We start from the raw sequence: 19,485 nt of genomic DNA, 5'->3' as shown, positions 1-19,485 counted from the left end.
CCTTGGCGGGCGATTTTACATTGGAGGATCTGGGCTTCATCTTCGTTCCTTCGTCACTACGACGAAGCCCAGATCCTCCTTAAATCACAACCTCAAATCTGTGCCATTGGTGCTGACGGCGGACACCTGCACTGCTCATTGCGGAATTGCTTCCCGGCCTACTTCTCGCGCCGTGGGCGGGTCGGCTGATCGACCGAGAGGACGCCGCGCGTGTGCTGGTCGTGGTGTCGGCGCTGCAAGCGGGCGTGATCGTGCTTATCGCCTATTATCCCTTATTTACCCTCGCTGGGGCCGCGCTACTGAGCGTGCTGTTCACGATCGCCAGTGCCGCAACCTTTGCGCTGATACCCGTTCTGGCGGCCACGCTTGGCATGACGCTCGCACGCGCCAACAGCCTTTTGGAAATGGTCCGAAGTCTTGGGATGCTCGCCGGTCCTGTCGCTGGTGGCGTGTTGGCGGGCTGGATAGGATCGACCGACGCCCTTCTCATCGACGCAGCCAGCTTCGTCGTCCTTCTGGTCATCGTTGCAGCGAGTGGACTACACCGAAAGCCGCAGGAGCATACAGAGGAAGAACGAACCCTGCTCGCGGACTATCGACCCTTGCTTCACAACCGGCGTGTCATGGTTGCGACAGGTGCGCTTAGCCTTGAAGTGTTCGCGACTGCCATCGCCGATGTTGCCTTCGTTTTCCTTATCACGGTAACGCTGGCAAGTGGGCCAACGGCATTTGGAGTGCTGACAGCGTTATGGGCCGGTGGAATGCTGATTGGTGCAGCCGTGGCCGAAAGGATCATGGGAGAAAGGGTCGGTCTAGCGGCGTTCGGCACGGCTTCGCTCATGGGTGCGACTATGCTTCTGATCGGCCTCGCGCCAATAGGCCTGGCGATGGTCGCCATTGCTTTCGTCGCCGGGGGCGGCGCGAACAGCATCCACAATGTTGCGGTGCGAACCCTGCTGCAATCCGAAACGCCACCCGCCGATCATGGTAAAGTCGCTGCAATCTATGGCTCGGTGACGCGCACCGCTGCGATTTGTGGTTATGTCGCTGGCGGATTTTTCGTCCCGCATGATGCTACCACCGCCTATCTGGTGGGCGGCTTGCTGGGCCTGGGTGCGGGACTGATAGGATGGCGGATATTCAATGGCCGATGGTCAGCAAGCAACGACTGACGGCAAACACATCAATTTCGGCGCGGCCGTATGCGCTGGGATGGACGGCGCTGGCCAGAAAGGCTACCTTAGCGCAAGGTAATACCTTTTGCTACGGAGGTCGCGTTATGGCAGCGGCAACATCAATCAAGCTCGATGATGCCCTCAAGGGACGCGTCCAGCACCTTGCCGAAGTTCGGCGGCGCAGCTCGCATTGGATCATGCGCGAAGCCATCGCACAGTATGTCGAACGCGAGGAAAAGCGCGAGGCGTTCCGGCAGGACGCCTTACGGGCATGGGACGAATATCAGCAGACGGGTTTGCATCTGACGCTTGAGGAGGCCGATGCCTGGTTGGCGAAGCTCGAAGCGGGCGAGGATGCGGAGCCGCCTAAGTGCCACGTCTGATCTGGACACCGAATGCGCTGGCCGATGTTCAGCGGCTCTATCGCTGGCTCTTGCCCAAGGATGCGGAGGCCGCGACCCGCGCGGTTGCGACGATCCGGGCCGGGGTCAGGATTCTGGCGGCATCACCGCGTATCGGCCGTCCGATGGAAGACATGGACCCCGACTATCGGGAAAAGCTGATCGACTTCGGCAACAGCGGCTATGTCGCCCTCTATCGCCTCGATGGCGAGACGGTGGCGATCCTGGCCGTCCGCCACCAAAAGGAAGCGGGCTACCCATAGGCGCCGACATGGCGGCACCACCTGTTTGCCTTTACTACTATCGCTCTACTGCAAGTGATCGAGAAAAAGGAAACGCTCGGATCATCTATCTTTGCTCGGCCAGCGCCGCCACAGGCGTAGGCCGCCCGGTGCATTTGGCGAACAATGCAATGGCCTGGTCGCCGACAGGGCAATCCCTTCGCAGCAATCGTGCATGAGGAACGCCACAAGATCGGACAACGCGGTTAAAATGGCACTGTAGATAATCGACCGGCCCTCGCGCCGGCTTTCGATCAAGCCGGATTGCTGAAGCTGATTGAGATGAAACGACAGGCGCGATGGGGACGTGTCGCCCAGCGCCTCGCCGATCGCTCCGGCAGACCGTCCGTCCGCACCCGCCACCACAAGGAACCGGACGATCCGGAGGCGGGTTTGGTTGGAAATGCCGGCGAAGGCAGCGAGTGCTTGATTTTCGTCCATCTGTCGCCCAACAGTTCAAGTTCATTTGAAATATAGCCGTTCCCAGCGGACGGCGCAAACGAGGCGTTCGGATGGATAATCATCGGATCGCCACGCACGGGCCAGCAAGCGGCGTCGTTTCGTGGCTCAACAGACTGCTTTGCAGCTTATCCTCGCTAATGCGCCGCAATCGCGATACACATTGCCCGCTAACGCTCGGGTTGCTGGCCATCGCCGCCCTTAGCTTCATGTCGCTTGCCACGCCTGCGGTGGCTCAAACCGCACCCGCACAAACAGCGTGGCGGCTTCTCGACTATATCGCGGTCGATTATCCCGAAGCGGTCGCGGACGGGAAAATCGCCAACGCTGGCGAATATGCCGAAATGCAAGAGTTCTCCGCGACGGCCGCCAAGCTGATCGGGGAGCTGCCGGCGTCGTTGCAGGTTGCTGGCCTCGAACGTCAGGCCAGCAACCTGCAACGGATCATCGCCGCAAAAGCGCCGCCGCCCGCCATTGCGACTGCTGCGCGCGGTCTCGCGGCCGATCTCATCAAAGCCTATCCGCTTCCGCTCGCGCCAGCGAGCGCGCCCGACGTAGCGCGCGGGAAGGCGCTTTACGCGCAACACTGCGCGAGCTGCCACGGTGGAACCGGCCACGGCGACGGCCTGCAAGCGCGTGGCCTCGATCCCGCGCCCATCGCTTTCGCCGATGAAGCACGGGCGCGCGAGCGCAGTATATTCGCGCTCTATCAGGTGATCGAACAGGGACTCGACGGCACGAGCATGGTGAGCTTCGCCGAACTGCCCGCGCAAGACCGCTGGGCGCTGGCCTTCTATGCCGGTTCGTTCGCCTATCCGGAGAGCGAGGCGAACGCCGGAAAGGCGCTGTGGGATGGCGATGCCGATCTTCGCAAGCGCCTCGATCTGGAAAAGCTGGTCGGCACGACGCCGGCCGCGCTGGGCGCGCAAGTGGGCGACGACAAGGCCCGCCAGCTCATGGCCTATCTGCGCCACCATCCCGAAGCGACGATCGCGGCGGAAGCGGCGGGCACGCTGGCGCTGGCCCGCACCCGGCTTGACGACGCCCTGGCCGCCTATGGCCGGGGTGAGCGCAAGGCCGCGACCGATCTGGCGCTTTCGGCCTATCTCGACGGATTCGAGCCGGTCGAGGCCGTGCTGTCGGCGCGCGACAATGCGCTGATGGTCCGCATTGAGGGCGCGATGGCCGATCTGCGCGCCGGGATCGCCAAGGGGGAGCCGGTCGCGACGGTCAAGGATCGCGTCGCCACGCTCGACGGCCTGTTTGCCGATGCCGAAACGGCGCTCGCGCCAAGCGAGGCGTCGGCCACGTCAAGCTTCGTGGCCGCGTTCACGATCCTGGCGCGCGAAGGGCTGGAAGCCCTGTTGATCGTAGTCGCCATGATCGCCTTCCTGAGCAAAGCCGAACGACGCGACATGCTGCCCTATGTGCATGGTGGTTGGGTCGCTGCCCTCGTCGCCGGGGCCGTCACTTGGGCGGCGGCAACGTGGATCATCGAAATCAGCGGTGCGAGCAGAGAACTTTCCGAAGGATTCGGCGGGGTGTTCGCCGCGATCGTGCTGCTGTGGGTCGGAATCTGGATGCACGGCAAGAGCAATGCCGATGCGTGGCAACGCTATATCCGCGACAAGCTGAGCAAGGCGCTCAGCCGCCGATCGGCATGGTTCCTGTTCCTGCTTTCCTTCGTCGTCGTCTATCGCGAGGTTTTCGAGACGATCCTGTTCTATGCCGCCATTTGGGGACAGGGGAATGGCGGCGCGGTCATAGCGGGCGCGCTCACGGCGGTTGCGCTACTCGGTGTCATCGCCTTCGTGATGATGCGCTACAGCCGCACGCTGCCGATCGGCAAGTTCTTCGCCTACAGCTCGGCGCTGATCGCAGTGCTGGCCGTGGTCCTGATCGGCAAGGGGAGCGCCGCGCTGCAAGAAGCCGGCTATCTCCCCGTCACGCCGTGGCCGGGGCTCCCCCGAAGTGAGCTGTTGGGGATCTACCCGACGCGGGAGACAATCGTGGCGCAGCTCGTCATGGCCGTGCTGCTGGTTGCCGGCTTCCTATGGAACCGGCGCAGCGCCGCCAAGGCCGAGGGGACGCCGGTATGACGATCGCCACGCTGCGCGAGCGGCTCGAGGGGGGTGACTACACAAAAGTACATTTTACGTGCGCTAGGCAACGATTGACTGTTTTCCGCCCCTGTCGGCCAAAAGAGCGCTTAACGGACGATAATCACATGGTCCCGTCAGAGGGGCGGCGCAATTCCATTGTGATCCCGCCGCGCACGGCTTTGCGCGGTCCCCGATCCCTCACGATGTCCAAAAGCCACTGTCGGATCGCAGAAGTGCGCGACAACCTCGCTGAGAGTGTTTCCGTCAGGCGGCATCGCCGCTGATCCAGTAGCAGAGGACCGCCCCCGGCCTGGGGCGGCGCGATTCATGTGATTTTCGACGTTGGTTTTGCATCACCACAATGCTCTCAAAAACGTGCCTCATCGCAGCCATGATCTTCGGCAAGACCTTCATGCTATGACGGTCATCCGACACGCAGTTTTCCCTGCCGATAAAGCGGCGGTGCTAGGCATCTGGCGTGAATTTATCGCCAATTCTCCGGTAAATCTTAATTATCAAAACAACGATGCCGAGTTTGCGACTCTGCCGGGTAAACATGCTTTACCGAAAGGATGCGTGTTGCTCGCGGATCGGGATGGAGAATTAGAGGGCTGCGTCGCAATGCGGCAAGTCACTCCTGAAATATGCGAAATGAAACGACTTTATGTTCGCCCCCATGCTCAGGGACAGCATCTTGGTCGCGCTCTCGCTGAACGTCTGATCGAAGAAGCTCGCGCGGTGGGATATAGCGAAATGAGGCTCGACGTGCAGGCGAAGTCCGTTCCCGCGCGCAAGCTATATGAGGCTCTCGGTTTTGTTGCTGCCGAGCCGATTTCCTTCAATCCGGTCCCCGGCGCGTCGTTTCTCGGCCTCTACCTGTAGATAATGCGATGTTTTATCTCGGCTTGATGGCCGACAATCAGGTGAAAGCCGACGCCTGTTGGACACTGTTAGCGCCAACCGTAGGGCCTTCGCTCTCACCCGCAGTTATTTGCCGGAAACACAAGGGAATGGCCATTGGCTTTTGGTCGCCGCCGTACGGTGGTCTGCGTCAGGGCAAGGGGCTGGAGATTGCCTTGATCGCCTTCAGACCGGACCCGAACCGGGCGATGGCCTCCTTGTTCTTTTCCAGCTCGCCATACGGGAGATAGGCGAAGTCGAGATCCGCGATGCGGCTGAACGCCGGACGACGGAGTTGCGCGCGAACATCCTGCTCGCGCGAATTTGGTGCGACCAGGAACAGCCCGGCGGCAGCGTGCAGATCGCTTCCCGACAGCGCCAGATCGAGCATGCGGACGATCCCTGAGTAGATCGAGGTCGAATGTTCAACCTCGAAGGCCGCGGCGACGCCGTTGCCACCCTTTTCCAACCACAGAACGTCGATCAGACGGATCGAATCCGCGCCAGGTGAAGTGGCGATGGCTTCCGGGAGATGCTCCAGGCATCCCGCCCCGAGCGGCGCGTCCGCATGAAGCCGGCCCCGGTCATTGGCGGCGATCCAGACATCGTAACCGAGCGCATGGCCGAGGTCGCGCAGCCAGGCCTGGATTTCCGTATGCGTACGGTCGGTTTCGCCTTGCGCTGCCATGGTCTTGTCGAGCCGAGCGGCCTCGGCTCGCGCCTGTTCCAACCGGCCAAGCCAGTCACAGCGTAAGGAGGCATGGTCATCCAGCGGCGGCGCCGGATAGCGGCCCGAGCCGATGTCGAACAGCAGTCCGCCGATCGCGCCGAGATCGTTCGAGAGCAGCTCGCGGTAACGGTCGTTGAGATCGAGGATACCGGCGCGCATGGCGAGAAAATGATCCCATGAGCCAAGCTTCACCTTGGCGCCGGTGACGGCGTTGTAGCCCTTGACGATCGCGGTATTGAAGGGCGGCACCAGCGTCGGGTGAAGGAAATAGAGCAGGTTGGCCGCCGCCGGACCCAGCCCCTTGATCTTGAGCGCATCTATGCTGCGGATGTGGCTGATGATCTCCTCGGCGGTGTCGCAGCACGAGCAATTGTCGAGCAGGCGACCGAACGCCCGCTGATTGTCCGGGCTTTCGTAAATGTCGGGAATGCGCAGCTTGGGCTTCCACAGCCAGGCATGGTCGGCGCCCTTGAAGATCTGCCGCTGTTCGGCGATCGAGTGGACAACCGTTTCCAGTGACGAGCCGCGATAGGCGACGCCGAACCGCCCACTTTCGATTTCCACGACCACCTGCTGCAGCCCCCGACGGATGGAGCGGAAGTTTTTCAGGCGTTCGTCCCAAAGAAACCAGGAGCGATAGGTGGCGCCCGGATCGTCTCGCCAACGACGGACAAGCTCGCTCAAGAGATCATGATGTGTCGTGGGTAACAAGGTCATACTGGCTCGGTCATCCTGAACTGGCTCCTTGCCGCTCAGGCTATCGCGGGCAAGGGCGGCTTGCACGTTCAATGTGCGATCCGCGAAGCTTGCTCAAACTGCCTGTGATCGCGCAGGGAAACGCGGCTGGCGTTGGGCGTTGCCGATCGCATCCGTAGACCGGGCGCACGGCCAGGCAGACGGCCGGCAGGGGCGTCGCCGCCCCGGAGCGGCGACGCAACCAGCTTCTTTTGGTCGAACTTAGCGGATCATTGCTTTGTGATCGCGGTGACCTCGCCATCGCTGCCCTTGAGCGAGAGGTCGAAATCGACCTTGTCGCCGACCTTGACCGCATCGGTGATCGCGGGCGCCGCCTTGAACGCCATCGTCATCGCCGGCCACTTGGCTTCGGGGATCGGGCCGTGGTTGAGCGTGATCGTGCCCGCCGTCTTGTCGATCGCGGTGACGGTGCCATGGCCCTTGGCCTTGATTGCGGCGTTCGCGTCGGGCGCCATCGACATGTTGCCCATGTCGCCGCTCATGGTCGCGGCAGGCGCCGCCTGGTTGGTTTCGGTTGTAACCGGGGTCTCGCCCTTCTTGCCGCACGCGGCGGTCAGGACGGCAAGGCCGAGGGCGAGGGTCAGTCGTGCATGTCTCATAATCGTCTCCTTCATGATGAAGCGGGTTGATGGATGGGGTCGGTCTTCGGCCGGCGCAGCAGCAGATAGGCGGCGGGCAGGACGAACATCGACAGCAGCGGCGCGCTCAGCATGCCGCCGATCATCGGCGCCGCGATCCGGCTCATCACCTCCGAGCCCGCGCCCGATCCCAGCAGGATCGGCAGCAGGCCGGCGAGGATCACCGCGACCGTCATCGCCTTGGGCCGGACGCGCAGCAGCGCGCCTTCGCGCACCGCGGCCTTCACCTCGGCGGCGTCCGGATTAGCCGTGCGCTCGGCCAGCGCATTCTTGAGATAGATCAGCATCACCACCCCGAACTCGGCGGAGACGCCGGCTAGCGCGATGAACCCGACCCCGGTCGCGACTGACTGGTTGAACCCGAGCAGATAGAGCGTCCAGATGCCGCCGGTCAGCGCGAACGGCAGCGTGCCCATGATCAATGCCGCCTCGTCGAAGCGGCCGAAGATGAGGTACAGCAGCACGAAGATGATCAGCAGCGTCGCGGGCACGACCAGCTTCAAGCGGTCGACCGCGCGCTCGAGATATTCGAACTGGCCCGAATAGGCGATGCTGACCCCCGGCGAGAGCCGAACCTGTCTCGCCACCGCGCGTTGCAGATCGCCAACCACCGAGGCGAGATCGCGCCCGCGCACATCGACATAGACCCAGGTCGAGGGCCGGGCATTCTCGGTCTTGAGCATCGGCGGCCCTTCGGCGATCGTGACATTGGCGACCGTGCCGAGGGTGATCTGCTGGCCCGCGGGCGTCAGGATCGGTAGCCCCCGCAGCCCGTCGAGGCTGTCGCGCAATTCGCGCGGATAGCGCACGCTGATCGGGTAGCGGGCGAGGCCCTCGACCGTCTCGCCGATCGTCTCGCCGCCGATCGCGCCCGAGACGATGGCCTGCACGTCAGCGATGTTGAGGCCAAACCGCGCGGCGTCGGCGCGATCGATGTCGACATCGACATAGCGCCCGCCGGTCAGCCGCTCGGCGAGCGCCGAGCTGACGCCGGGCACGGTCTTGGCCACCGTCTCGACATCATGGGCGATGCGGTCGAGCTCGGTGAGATCACTGCCCGACACCTTGACCCCGATCGGGCTCTTGATGCCGGTCGCGAGCATATCGATGCGGTTGCGGATCGGCGGCACCCAGATATTGGCGAGCCCGGGGAGCTTAACCCTGCGATCGAGCTCGTTGATCAGCTTCTCGGGCGTCATGCCCGCCCGCCACTGGTCGCGCGGCTTGAACTGGATGGTCGTCTCGAACATTTCGAGCGGGGCGGGGTCGGTCGCGGTCTCGGCGCGCCCCGCCTTGCCGAACACGCTTTCGACCTCGGGCACCGTCCTGATCAGCCGGTCGGTCTGCTGAAGCAGCTCGCTCGCCTTGGCCGCCGACAGGCCGGGCAGGGCCGAAGGCATGTAGAGCAGGTCGCCCTCGTCGAGGTTCGGCATGAACTCGCCGCCGAGCCGGCTGAGCGGCCAGGCTGTGGTCGCGAACACCAGCGTGGCGATCAGCAGCACGGCCTTGGGACGCTTCATCGTCCAGTCGATCGCGGGCCGGTAGAGATCGGTCAGCCAGCGATTGACCGGATTGGCCTGCTCGGGCGGGATGCGTCCCCGGATCAGCCAGCCCATCAGGATCGGCACCAAGGTCACCGACAGGATCGCGGCCGCGCCCATCGCATAGGTCTTGGTGAAGGCGAGCGGCGCGAACAGCCGGCCTTCCTGCGCCTCGAGCGTGAACACCGGAATGAACGACAGCGTGATGATCAGCAGGCTGAAGAACAGCGCCGGCCCGACCTCGGCCGCCGCCTCGGTGACGACGATCCAGCGCATCTCGCCGTCGAGAGGCGTGTCCGGATGATCCTGCTCCCAGTGCTCGATCTTCTTGTGGGCATTCTCGATCATGACCACCGCCGCATCGACCATCGCACCGATGGCGATGGCGATGCCGCCCAAGGACATGATGTTGGCGTTCACGCCCTGGAAGCGCATTACGAAGAACGCTGCCAGCACGCCGAGCGGCAGGGTCAGGATCGCGACCAGCGCCGATCGGACATGCCAGAGGAAGAGCGCACAGACCAGGGCCACGACGACGAACTCCTCGACCAGCTTGTGGGTGAGGTTCTCGACGGCGCGGTCGATCAGCTGCGAGCGGTCGTAGACCGTCACCACCTCGACGCCCGGCGGCAGGCTCCTCTTGAGGTCTGCGAGCTTGTCCTTGACCGCCGCGATCGTCTCCCGCGCATTCTTGCCCGAGCGCAGGATCACGACCCCGCCAGCGACCTCGCCTTCGCCGTTCAGCTCGGCGATGCCCCGCCGCATCTCGGGCCCGATCTGGATCGTGGCGACGTCGCCGAGCCGGACCGGCACACCGCCGGCCGCCGTCTTCAGCGGGATCGCGCGGAAATCGTCGAGCGTCTTCAGATAGCCTGAGGCGCGCACCATATATTCGGCTTCGGCCAGCTCGAGCACCGACCCGCCCGCTTCCTGATTGGCCTGCCGGATCGCCTCGACCGCCTGGGCATGGGTCACCCCGTAGGCGGCGAGCTTCACCGGATCGAGCAGTATCTGATACTGCTTGACCATGCCGCCGATGCTGGCGACCTCGGCGACGCCGGTCACGGTCTTGAGCTCATAGCGCAGGAACCAGTCCTGCAACCCGCGCAGCTGCGACAGGTCATGCCCGCCGGTCCGGTCGACCAGCGCATATTCATAGACCCATCCGACCCCGGTCGCGTCGGGCCCGAGCGCGCTGCGCGCGCTTGCCGGCAGGCGCCCCTGCACCTGGTTCAGATATTCGAGCACGCGGCTGCGCGCCCAATAGAGATCGGTGCCGTCCTCGAAGATCACATAGACGAAGCTGTCGCCAAAGAAGCTGTAGCCGCGCACCGTCTTGGCGCCTGGCACCGACAGCATGGTGGTGGTGAGCGGATAGGTGACCTGGTTCTCGACGATCTGCGGCGCCTGCCCCGGGTAGGAGGTGCGGATCACAACCTGCACGTCCGAGAGATCGGGGAGGGCATCGATCGGGGTGGATCGTACCGCCCAGAGGCCCGCGCCGACCAGCGCCAGCATGCCGATCAGAACGAAAAAGCGGTTGCGGACCGACCAGCGGATGAGATGGGCGATCATCGGCCCGCCACCTTCGCCATACGCCGCAGCGTTGGTCCCGCCGGGGGCCGGTCGAACCCGAACCGGACCCGGTCACCCGCCTTGAAGCCGCTCGCGATGCCCGGATCGGCGAGCGCGAAGGTCATCGTCATCGCCGGCCAGTCGAGCGCGGGGACGGGTTCGTGGCTGAGCGTCACCGAATTGGCCGTGATCCGCTCGATCTTGCCCGTCGTCTCGTACAGCGTGGCTTTCGACCTCGGCGCGGCGATGGTCGCCGATGCCGCCGCGCCGCCGATCGGCCGCGCCTCGATTCCCGACAGGCTCGCTTCGGAATCGATCAGGAATTGCCCCGAGGCGACGACGTTCTCGCCGGGTGACAGGCCGGCAAGTATCTCGGTCTCGCCGTCCGCCTCGCGGCCGATGCGGACCTCGGCGGGATGATAGCGCCCGTCGCCTGCGGCGAGCATGACGAGCGTGCGCTTGCCCGTGCGGATCACCGCTTCGCTCGGCACCAGCAGCGCCGGCTTGGCATCGCCGCCAAGCGCGACGCTGGCGAACATGCCCGGCCGCAACCGCCCCTGCCGGTTGGGCAGCTCGATCCGAACGGTGAGCGTGCGGCTGTCTGCCTGCGTGGTCGGCAGGATCGCGATCACCCGGCCGGCGAAACTCTCGCCGGGGAAGCTCGCCAGCGTGGCGCTGGCATTCTGGCCGACCCGGACATCGCCCGCGCGCGCTTCGGGCACCGCAGCGTTGAGCCACACGGTGCCGAGCCCGCTCACCTGGGCGAGCGTCTGGCCCATGGCGAGCGTCACGCCGGCACGGGCGTCGAGCGTCTGGATCGTGCCCGAGATCGGCGTCGTGATGGTCACCACACCGTTCGGTCGACCGCTCCGCTCGACGCTGGCGATGAGGCCGTCGGACATGCCCAACAGCTGCAGCCGCTGGCGCGCAGCCGCGGTGAGATCGGGCTTGCCGAGCCGCCTGACGCTCAGATATTCGGTCTGCGCGCCGCCCCATTCGGGCAGCAGCAGGTCCGCGATCGGCGCGCCGGCACGGACCACGTCCCCGGGCGCGCGCGCATAGACGCGGCTCACGAACCCGCCCGAACGCGCCTGGATGACGGCGACGTCACGCTGGTTGAAGTCGATCGTGCCGGTGACCTCAAGGGCTGAGGCAAGGCTGCCCATCTTCGCCGCGACGACCCGTAATCCCAGGCTCTGCCGCGCGGCTGGATCGACCGCGACCGTGGGGGCCGCGGCGGCGCTTGCTCCCTCCGCATAGCGGGGCACCAGTTGCATATCCATGAAGGGCGACTTGCCGGGCTTGTCGAACTTCTGGTTCGGGAACATCGGATCATACCAGTAGAGGACTTTGCCTGCCCCGGCGGTTGCGGCCGCCTCCGGGTGCGGCGCCTGGCGATGGCCTGCCCAATAGCCTGTGCCGCCGGCCAGCAGCGCGACAGCCAGGATCGATGCGCCCCAGCGCAGCGCGGATTTATCGAGCGTCATGGCCGCTCCTCCCCATAGGTGATCGTGATGCGGACCGCGTCGCGCGCGACGTCGGCTTCGCGGTTGAGCGCCTCGACCTCGGCCTCCGCGAGCCCGAGCGTCGTGAGCAGCGCGGCGCCAAGGTCGAGCTTGCCAGCGCCATAGCTGTCGCGATCGAGCTCGGCGCGGTGCCTGGCGAGGGGCACCAGCGTCTCGCGGGCATTGCGCAACCGGGAGAGATGCATGGCATGATCGGCAAGGTCGGCGTCGAGCTGCGCCACCAGCTCGCGGCGGATCGCCTCGCGGTCGAACCGACCCCCTTGCACGAGGCTCTCGCTTGCAGCGATCCTGGGATTCTGGCGCTTGCCGGCGAACAGCGGCAGGTCGATCGACACGCCGACCGAGGCCATGTCGCCGTACATCGGATCGCGCCGGCCATAGGTGACGCCGACCTTCCAGTCGGGGCGCTTGTCGGCGCGCGCGAGCCGCACGTCCGCCTCGGCAACCGCGATCCGTGCATCCTGCGCACGCAGGGCGGGAAGTGCATCGATGCCGGCCCGCAGCCGAACCGGATTGACATCGAGCATCGGCGGGTCGCCCGTTACCTGCGGGTCGGGGTCGCCGGTATAGCGCGCGAGCCGGGCCCGGGCCTGCGCCACCACCGCAGCCATCTCGGCGCGGCGATCGGCGATGGCGGCGCGGAGCTGGTCGGGCTCGAGCGCCTGGCTCGGGCGCGCGCTGCCCGACGCCAGGCGTGCGGTCACGGTCTTCTGCAGGTCGTCGAGACTGGCATCAAGCAGGTCGAGCTGCCGGAGCCGGCGTTCGCCATAATAGAGATCGACCCAGGCGAGGGCGGTCTCGAGCCGCACGTTGCGGCCTTCGACCAGCTCCCCCGCCTCGGCGACACCGATATCGGCCGCGGCGCGCGCGGCGCGTGCATGGCGCTTGGCGAGATTGGGGAAGGTCTGGCTGAACCCGATCGTCGCCATGGTGAAATCGTCGCGCGTGAAGCTGCCGGCATTGGGGCCGCTCACCGGGAAGTTCTGCAGGCCCAGGTCGAGCGTCGGATCGGGCAGGCGATCGGCCGCGATCGCCGAGGAGCGCGCGCCGGCGGTCGCGGCAGCCCGCGCCTTGAGGCTCGGCGCATTGGCGGCCGCGCGCACCAGCGCCTGCTCGTAGGTGAGCGGGTCGGCTGACACCGGCACCACCCAGGCGGTTGCGAGCGTCGCACCGAGCGACAGCAACAGGCGTCGCACAGCGCGCCTTGGCGTGATGGCCATCGACATGTCCTCCTTGAAGGCAAGGTTCGGCGAGCTCGGGACGGGGCACCGTCGAAGCAGGCCCGCTGAGTCCCCGCTATGCGGCTCGCGAGCCTTGCCGGTCGCCGACGCGCCCGGAGCTGTAGAGGCCATGGTGTAGGAGGCATGCGCCAACCTGCACGTCGGCGCGATGACGGTGTCGTCGATCGTGCGGAGCGCGACGCCGCAACCTGTCGGCTGCCTTTGCGGCAGCCGGAATGAACCGGTTCATCGGGAATATCCTTGTCGAAAAATTGAAACGGCCAGGGCTGCGCACATACGCGCAGGCGCCGGGCATCAGGCTTCAATCAGGCAAGGCTGGTGGGGGGATCCGGGTCGGGCGCGAAAGACTTGCCCGTCAAGATGCTATGGGTCGTCCAGAAGGACGGGGCGTCGGACAGGCGCGAGGTTTCAACGCTGCCCGCGAGGTCGGTCGCGACCAGCGGGATCACGCATCCCATCGCGGCGATGCAATCGAGCGTCAGGCCCTTGCAAGGCTTCTCGCGGGGCGCAGGCCGCTGCTTGGCCATCATCGCCATGCAGTCCGCATCCATGCCCTTGGCCAGCGGCGCGCCTGCCGCCTGCGGCACGCTGTGCGCGGCCGCCATCTGGGCTCCGAAGAGACCGGACAGCGCTCCGATGACGAGCAGAAGGGCGAGCAGACGTTTCACGGGCCTCGATATCTAGCGGGATTTGTGGTCGCAGCCAACAAAAGTCTCGTGCCTGCCGGATTACCAGGCGCTTGCCGCCGATTCCACCAGCATCGCCTAAATAAAGACCTCGCTCCAGGAAGAAGTTCGGCTGCGGCCTCTACGTATATCGAGGCTGGACCCGGGACCGTAGTCCCAAGCCTGAAGAGACGCTCTTCCCCTCGGTAGGTCCGGGCGGTGGCATCCAAGGAGGTGAATATGGTCAGGAAAACTCTCATGGTCGCGCTTGCCGGCATTTCGATGCTTGCTGCCGTCCCCACTATGGCCCAGAGCATCGGGCACAGCTTCTTCATGCGCGGTTCGATCGTCGACACGGGCAACAACGGCACCGTCGTGTGCATTGGCAAGGCCGACGGCGCCGAGGTCGGCCAGAAGCTCGAGGTCTATCGCGTCGTGACCCATCCGGGTCCGTCCAAGGGCGTGGCGCCGACCTATCACCGCCAGCTCGTCGGCCATGTAACGATCGACCATGTCTTTGACGATCACTTCGCGCACGTGTCCGTCGCCGACGGCACGCCTGCCAAGCACGACATCGTCGAGCTTCGCAAGAACTGACAAGCCGGTGGCCCGGCGGCACGGGCTGCCCTGATGCGACGCGTCGGGGCAGCGGGCCGCCGGCGACGAGGAGACCGTTCGGGGTCAAAGCGAAACCGCTTGACCCTGGACCATGGTCCAACCGGCATGATCGAGCGGATGACATGGGCAATTTCAAGGTCGGCGAACTGGCCGCGGCCGCAGGCGTGGGGCGGGATACGATCCGCTATTATGAGCGAATGGGCCTGCTGCGCGAGCCCGCGCGCACGGCAGCGGGCTACAGGCTCTACGACGCGACCGACCTCGAGCGCGTCAACTTCATCCGCTCGGCGCAGGAGCTTGGCTTCACCCTCGATCAGGCCCGGCAGCTGCTGGCGCTCAGGGCATCGGACACCGCGCATGCGCAGGCCGTGCTCGATATCACGCTCGCCAAGATTACGGACGCCGAAGTCCGGCTCAAGCGCCTGTCCGATATTCGCGACATGCTTCGATTGCTTGCCGATGAGTGCCCGGGCGAAGTTCCTGTTTCCGATTGCCCTATTCTCACGTTCCTCACGGAAAGGCGGAGAACTGATCACCGAAAGATATAAGAGCAAACCTCGCAGGAAGAACAAACACCATTATTAAAAGGGGATTTATCATGACACGAATACATATAGTGGCTGGGATTGTTCCAGCATTGCTTCTGGGCGCCTGTGCGACGACGCCGCCTACCTCCGCACAGGTCGAAAGCTGTAGGGCCATGGAGGGCGATATGGGTCTCCAGACACGTCATGACCATGGCGAGATGAAACAGCAGGGTCGTAATCCCATGAACCTGTCGCACGATCAGTGCCGCAAGATTCTTCGCCAAGCCCAATGATTTCTGCTCCGGGTGGCTCACGGCCACCCGGAGATTCCTCCAGTACGAAAGGAAGAAGCAATGGTCGGAAATCGAAAAGCCATACTGTCGTTAATCAGCGTTAGCCTGCTCTCGATGGCGGCGCTTTCGGGCTGTGAGCGCAAGACCGATCAGACGGTGCCGGCTGCGGCCAACAGCGCCGCACCCGCGGCTGGCGCTGATAGCGTAAATCCCGCCGGCATGGATCATTCGGACGCCATGGCCAATGAACAGGAGATGGAGCGGCATCACCAGCAGGCCATGGACCATGATGCGATGCGCCAGGGAGGCATGAACAGCAGCGCTCCGAAGACCGAGCCTGCGCCTGCGGATTCGGCGATGCCGATGAAGGACATGTAAGGGCGCGAAGGGGGTCGACATGTGCGTTTGGACCAGCCTTCGCCTTTCGGGTCTGGGGTTGTTGCTCGCTTTCAGCCTTCCCTCTGCGAGCGTGCACGCTCAGGAGGGCGAAGACCATTCGGCACATCATGGGGATACTTCGGGCGGTGCGGGGATGGCCGATGGCGCAATGTCCGCAAAGCCCGAGGTCGGCACCTCCGATATGGCCTCGATGATGAACTCCATGATGGAGCGCATGATCAACGGCGAAGGCGAGAATGAACATGGGCACGATTCCCGCCGCACCGCATTTTTTTCGCAGTTGCTCGCCTTTCCCGCGCTCGACGAAGCGGCCCGGCAGCGGGTCGCTGCGCAGGCCGGGGAACGGGTAAGCATGGGCTTGGCGATGATCAACGCCGCCTCGGCCGACGGCGCGCGTGCGACCACGGTCTCGGCCCGGCTCGATGCGGCGCGCCGCCTGCGCGAGGGAACCGACCTGTTCCGGTCCGGCACCGCCGCGCAGGGCGCGATCGGAGGCTTGCAGCCGCCCCGGGAGGTCGGGCTTGCCTGGCTGCGCGATCAGCTCGACATCGACCAGGCCGCGCCCGGCCATGCCGATCACTGGTTCGGCATCTCGCCTTCGCACCTCCTTCTCATGCTGTTCCTGGGGCTGGTGAGCGCCACGCTGATCGCGCTGCAGATCTTCCGCCTGCGGCGTATCGCGGCGATCGCCGGCGGTGTCGCCACCGGCAAGGCATTGGCAAAGCCGGAGCCGAAGGCTGCCCCTCCCGCTACCAGGGTTGCGCCCGCGCCCGCGCCTGCACCCGTTGCCGATAGCGCTGGGCTCGCGCCGAGCAATGCGGCCGCGCCCGCGGGGGCTTCGCTGCGCAAGCCCAAAAGCTGGGCGGGGCAGCTGCGTGTGGTACAGATCGTGCGAGAAACGCCGACCGTGCTGACCTTCCGGCTCGCGGACCCGGCTGCCGATCGGCTGCCGTTCGACTTCCTGCCGGGACAGTTCCTGCAGGTCGAGGTGGTGCCCGAGCCGGGCAAGACCGCGCGTCGCTCGTACACGATCGCCTCCTCCCCGACCCAGCGGGCCTATGTCGAGCTGACGGTCAAGCGCGAGGAGCAGGGCGTGGTCTCGCGGCACCTGCACGACAAGATCGTCGCAGATGATCTGCTGAAGGTCAGCGGACCGTTCGGCGCCTTCACCTTCACGGGGACGGATGCCGAAAGCATCGTGCTGATCGCGGGCGGGGTCGGCATCACGCCGATGATGTCGGTGCTGCGCTATCTCACCGACACCGCGTGGAAGGGCGATATCTTCTTCTTCTACGGCGCACGGTCGACCGAGGAATTCGTGTTCCGCGACGAGCTCGAGCGGCTCGAACGCCGTTTTCCCAACCTCCATGTCGTCGCCGCGATGCAGCGCGCGCCCGGCACCGTCTGGATGGGCCCCGAAGGGCCGATCACCCGCGAGATGATCCTGGCCGCGGTGCCGGAGATCGCGAGCCGGCGGATCCATATGTGCGGCCCGCCGGCGATGATGGCGGCGATGCGCGGCGTGCTGGCGGAGCTCGGCGTCCCCGAAGCGCAGCTGCACACCGAGGCGTTCGGTCCGGCCTCGCTGCCTGCCGACCCCGAGGATCTCGAGGTCAAGCCCGCGCCCGCGCCAGCGGATAAGCCGGCCCCGAGCACTGAGGTGGCGCCGAGCACGGTGACCTTCTCCGTGTCGGGGGTGTCGGCTGCCTTGCCCGCGGACGAGACCGTGCTGGAGGCGGCCGAGGGCGCGGGCGTCGAGATCCCCTATGCCTGCCGTGCGGGCACATGCGGCGCCTGTGTCGTCAAGCTGCTGCAGGGCGAGGTGACGATGGAGGTCGAGTCCGGCCTCGCGCCCGCCGACAAGGCGCAAGGCTATGTGCTCGCGTGCCAGGCGAAGGGGACGGGCACGCCGCTCGTGGTCGAAGCCTGATGCGCGAACGCAGCGACATCGCCGTCGGTCTGCTGGTCGCGTTCCTGCTGCTGTTCCCGTTCGGCTATCTGGTGCATGTGTCACCGCGCTTTCCGGGCAGCCTCGCTGGCGGGATCATCGGGATCGCAGCGCTCGTGCTGATGCTGCTGACGCTTCCCTATGTCGCGGCCAAGCACATCGCCTGGGTCGACAAGGCGCTCTCCCGGGTCGTCAGCAAGCCGACCCTGCTCGCCATCCACATCTATGCCGGCGTGCTGGCGCCGATCCTGGGTCTGGTCCACGCTGCGCACAAGCTCGAAAGCCCGGTCGGACTGCTTCTGACCGTCCTCCTGCTGATGACGGTCATCACCGGCTTCATCGGCCGCTACCTGCTTGCCCAGCTTGGTCGGGCGCTGCGCGGACGCAGGTCGGAACTGGCCTCGCTTCGCGCCGCCTTCCTTGAGGAGCCGGCGGCGCCGGCGCAGGCCGATACCGCAGCCGCGCCGCTGTCGGGCTGGAGGCGCTATCTGTTCGTCGCCGGGGATGCGCCCGCGGGCCAGCACCCCCAGGACAAGGCGGGGATCGCCGCGGCGCTGGCCGATACCGAATTCGCGATCCGCGCCGAAGAGGCGACCAACACCCTGTTCGCGCGATGGCGGTTCCTGCACATCCTGCTGGGCTGTCTCATCTTCGCGCTGCTCGCGCTCCACGTCGGCGCGGCGATCTATTACGGGCTGCGCTGGCTATGAGCTGGCAGCGTCTTTCCTACGCCGTCTTCATCGCAGCCCTGCTGGTGATGGTCGCCGCGGTCGCGATCCGGATGCGATCGGACGCGCCGAGGGATGCCGGCCTGGTGGCGCAGCTCGTCTCGCCCGGCCCGCTCTCGAGCGCGCACCAGTCCTTCGCCGGCCAATGCACGGCCTGCCACACGCCGGGCAAGGGCGTCGAAACCCGAACCTGTCTCACCTGCCATGCAGGCACGGATTTCGGGACGAAGCAGTCGACGCAGTTCCACGCGAAAGCGACGCAGTGCACCTCCTGCCACGTCGAACATGAGGGAGAGCGCGGCATCATCCGCATGGATCACGCCGCCTTGCTCGACATGGCAAAGTGGCGGCAGCCTTTGGCGGGCATGTCGACAAACACTCGAAGCCTGACTCCCGAGACCGCGCTCAATTGCGCGAGCTGCCATGCGTTCCGCGATCCGCACCAGGGCCTGTTCGGCACCGACTGCGCGAGCTGTCACAAGACCGACAGCTGGAAGATCGCCAATTACCGCCATCCATCGGTCAATTCGACGCAGTGCGCCGAGTGCCACAAGGCGCCGCCCAGTCACTTCATGGAGCATTTCAGCATGGTCTCGCAGCGCGCAGCCGGGTCGAAGGCGCGCGTCGACCAATGCTATGCCTGTCACGCTACCGACAGCTTCAACAATATCCGCAAGCGAGGCTGGTATGATCACCATTGAGGCCGACTGGCTGAGCGCCTTCTTCCGGCTCGCGGTGATCGGCCTGGAACTGGCGGGCACGCTGACCATCCTGGTCGGCGCGGGGCTCGCAACCTTTCTGTTTGCGCGGCGGGCGAGGGCGGGCGACCGAACCGAGGCCTATAGCGCGTTCCGATCGGCGCTCGGCCGCAGCATCCTGCTCGGCCTGGAATTTCTGGTCGCCGGCGACATCGTCAAGTCGCTGGTGATCAACCCGACGCTCGACGATCTCATCGTGCTGGCCGGGCTTGTGCTGGTGCGGA

Annotated in this window: 20 protein-coding genes; 13 read left to right on the top strand and 7 right to left on the bottom strand. The window is 65.4% G+C overall.

The window, feature by feature from the left end; all coding sequences use genetic code 11:
- The 4 genes from KYX69_RS21655 to KYX69_RS21640 all read left to right on the top strand — a co-directional run.
- Positions 1-189 (top strand): hypothetical protein (locus KYX69_RS21655; protein ID WP_300501397.1); only part of this gene is annotated, 189 nt, incomplete at its 5' end.
- Entirely contained in the window at positions 147-1,172 is a 1,026-nt protein-coding gene (locus tag KYX69_RS21650; protein ID WP_241231348.1) for an MFS transporter, read from the top strand. The genes KYX69_RS21655 and KYX69_RS21650, both read left to right, overlap by 43 nt.
- 107 nt (positions 1,173-1,279) lie before the next feature.
- A complete protein-coding gene (locus KYX69_RS21645) occupies positions 1,280-1,558 on the top strand; it encodes a CopG family ribbon-helix-helix protein (RefSeq protein ID WP_100239937.1) in 279 nt (92 codons plus the stop codon).
- Positions 1,546-1,839: a type II toxin-antitoxin system RelE/ParE family toxin gene (locus KYX69_RS21640; RefSeq protein ID WP_100239936.1), complete on the top strand. Its 294-nt coding sequence runs from the start codon at positions 1,546-1,548 to the stop codon at positions 1,837-1,839. The genes KYX69_RS21645 and KYX69_RS21640 overlap by 13 nt, the downstream gene beginning before the upstream one ends.
- Before the next feature lie 81 nt (positions 1,840-1,920).
- Here the strand turns inward: KYX69_RS21640 and KYX69_RS21635 are convergent, their stop codons facing one another.
- Positions 1,921-2,298 (bottom strand): helix-turn-helix transcriptional regulator, encoded by a 378-nt coding sequence (locus tag KYX69_RS21635; RefSeq protein WP_100239935.1) that lies wholly within the window; start codon positions 2,296-2,298, stop codon positions 1,921-1,923.
- 158 nt (positions 2,299-2,456) lie between these two features.
- Between KYX69_RS21635 and KYX69_RS21630 the strand changes: the two genes are divergently transcribed.
- Complete coding sequence (locus tag KYX69_RS21630; RefSeq protein ID WP_241231350.1) at positions 2,457-4,415, top strand: cytochrome c/FTR1 family iron permease; 1,959 nt, start codon at positions 2,457-2,459, stop codon at positions 4,413-4,415.
- 420 nt (positions 4,416-4,835) lie between these two features.
- On the top strand, positions 4,836-5,300 hold the full coding sequence (locus KYX69_RS21625; RefSeq protein ID WP_126005604.1) for a GNAT family N-acetyltransferase: 465 nt from the start codon (positions 4,836-4,838) through the stop codon (positions 5,298-5,300).
- A 169-nt stretch (positions 5,301-5,469) separates the two neighbouring features.
- Here the strand turns inward: KYX69_RS21625 and KYX69_RS21620 are convergent, their stop codons facing one another.
- The 6 genes from KYX69_RS21620 to KYX69_RS21595 form a co-directional block, all read right to left on the bottom strand.
- Positions 5,470-6,765, bottom strand: a complete 1,296-nt coding sequence (locus KYX69_RS21620) for a type II restriction endonuclease (RefSeq protein WP_300501395.1) — start codon at positions 6,763-6,765, stop codon at positions 5,470-5,472.
- Between the two features lie 248 nt (positions 6,766-7,013).
- Positions 7,014-7,403 carry a copper-binding protein gene (locus KYX69_RS21615; RefSeq protein WP_021245555.1) on the bottom strand — a complete coding sequence of 130 codons (390 nt, stop codon included), beginning with the start codon at positions 7,401-7,403 and terminating at the stop codon, positions 7,014-7,016.
- An 11-nt stretch (positions 7,404-7,414) separates the two neighbouring features.
- Positions 7,415-10,558, bottom strand: coding sequence for an efflux RND transporter permease subunit (locus KYX69_RS21610; protein WP_300501385.1), 3,144 nt, complete (start codon positions 10,556-10,558; stop codon positions 7,415-7,417).
- Positions 10,555-12,045 carry an efflux RND transporter periplasmic adaptor subunit gene (locus tag KYX69_RS21605; protein ID WP_126005608.1) on the bottom strand — a complete coding sequence of 497 codons (1,491 nt, stop codon included), beginning with the start codon at positions 12,043-12,045 and terminating at the stop codon, positions 10,555-10,557. The genes KYX69_RS21610 and KYX69_RS21605 overlap by 4 nt, the downstream gene beginning before the upstream one ends.
- A complete protein-coding gene (locus KYX69_RS21600) occupies positions 12,042-13,304 on the bottom strand; it encodes a TolC family protein (protein ID WP_300501393.1) in 1,263 nt (420 codons plus the stop codon). Before KYX69_RS21600 ends, KYX69_RS21605 begins: the two co-directional genes overlap by 4 nt.
- 326 nt (positions 13,305-13,630) lie before the next feature.
- A complete protein-coding gene (locus KYX69_RS21595; RefSeq protein WP_300501382.1) occupies positions 13,631-13,993 on the bottom strand; it encodes a hypothetical protein in 363 nt (120 codons plus the stop codon).
- A gap of 237 nt (positions 13,994-14,230) precedes the next feature.
- On the opposite strand from KYX69_RS21595, the gene KYX69_RS21590 reads away from it, so the two are divergent.
- The 7 genes from KYX69_RS21590 to KYX69_RS21560 all read left to right on the top strand — a co-directional run.
- Positions 14,231-14,587, top strand: a complete 357-nt coding sequence (locus tag KYX69_RS21590; protein ID WP_300501381.1) for a hypothetical protein — start codon at positions 14,231-14,233, stop codon at positions 14,585-14,587.
- A gap of 143 nt (positions 14,588-14,730) precedes the next feature.
- Complete coding sequence (locus KYX69_RS21585; RefSeq protein ID WP_300501379.1) at positions 14,731-15,156, top strand: heavy metal-responsive transcriptional regulator; 426 nt, start codon at positions 14,731-14,733, stop codon at positions 15,154-15,156.
- Between the two features lie 332 nt (positions 15,157-15,488).
- Positions 15,489-15,806 (top strand): hypothetical protein, encoded by a 318-nt coding sequence (locus KYX69_RS21580; RefSeq protein ID WP_030541633.1) that lies wholly within the window; start codon positions 15,489-15,491, stop codon positions 15,804-15,806.
- Between the two features lie 19 nt (positions 15,807-15,825).
- Positions 15,826-17,757: a 2Fe-2S iron-sulfur cluster-binding protein gene (locus KYX69_RS21575; protein WP_300501376.1), complete on the top strand. Its 1,932-nt coding sequence runs from the start codon at positions 15,826-15,828 to the stop codon at positions 17,755-17,757.
- On the top strand, positions 17,757-18,485 hold the full coding sequence (locus KYX69_RS21570; protein ID WP_100239927.1) for a hypothetical protein: 729 nt from the start codon (positions 17,757-17,759) through the stop codon (positions 18,483-18,485). Before KYX69_RS21575 ends, KYX69_RS21570 begins: the two co-directional genes overlap by 1 nt.
- Entirely contained in the window at positions 18,482-19,204 is a 723-nt protein-coding gene (locus tag KYX69_RS21565) for a hypothetical protein (protein WP_007406380.1), read from the top strand. Before KYX69_RS21570 ends, KYX69_RS21565 begins: the two co-directional genes overlap by 4 nt.
- The coding region (locus KYX69_RS21560) for a DUF1622 domain-containing protein (RefSeq protein WP_300501372.1) at positions 19,191-19,485 on the top strand (295 nt) is incomplete at its 3' end. The genes KYX69_RS21565 and KYX69_RS21560, both read left to right, overlap by 14 nt.

Origin of the sequence: Sphingomonas sp., assembly GCF_030145815.1 — a bacterium.
GTDB lineage: Bacteria > Pseudomonadota > Alphaproteobacteria > Sphingomonadales > Sphingomonadaceae > Sphingomonas.
This window is presented reverse-complemented; position numbering and strand designations above follow the sequence as displayed.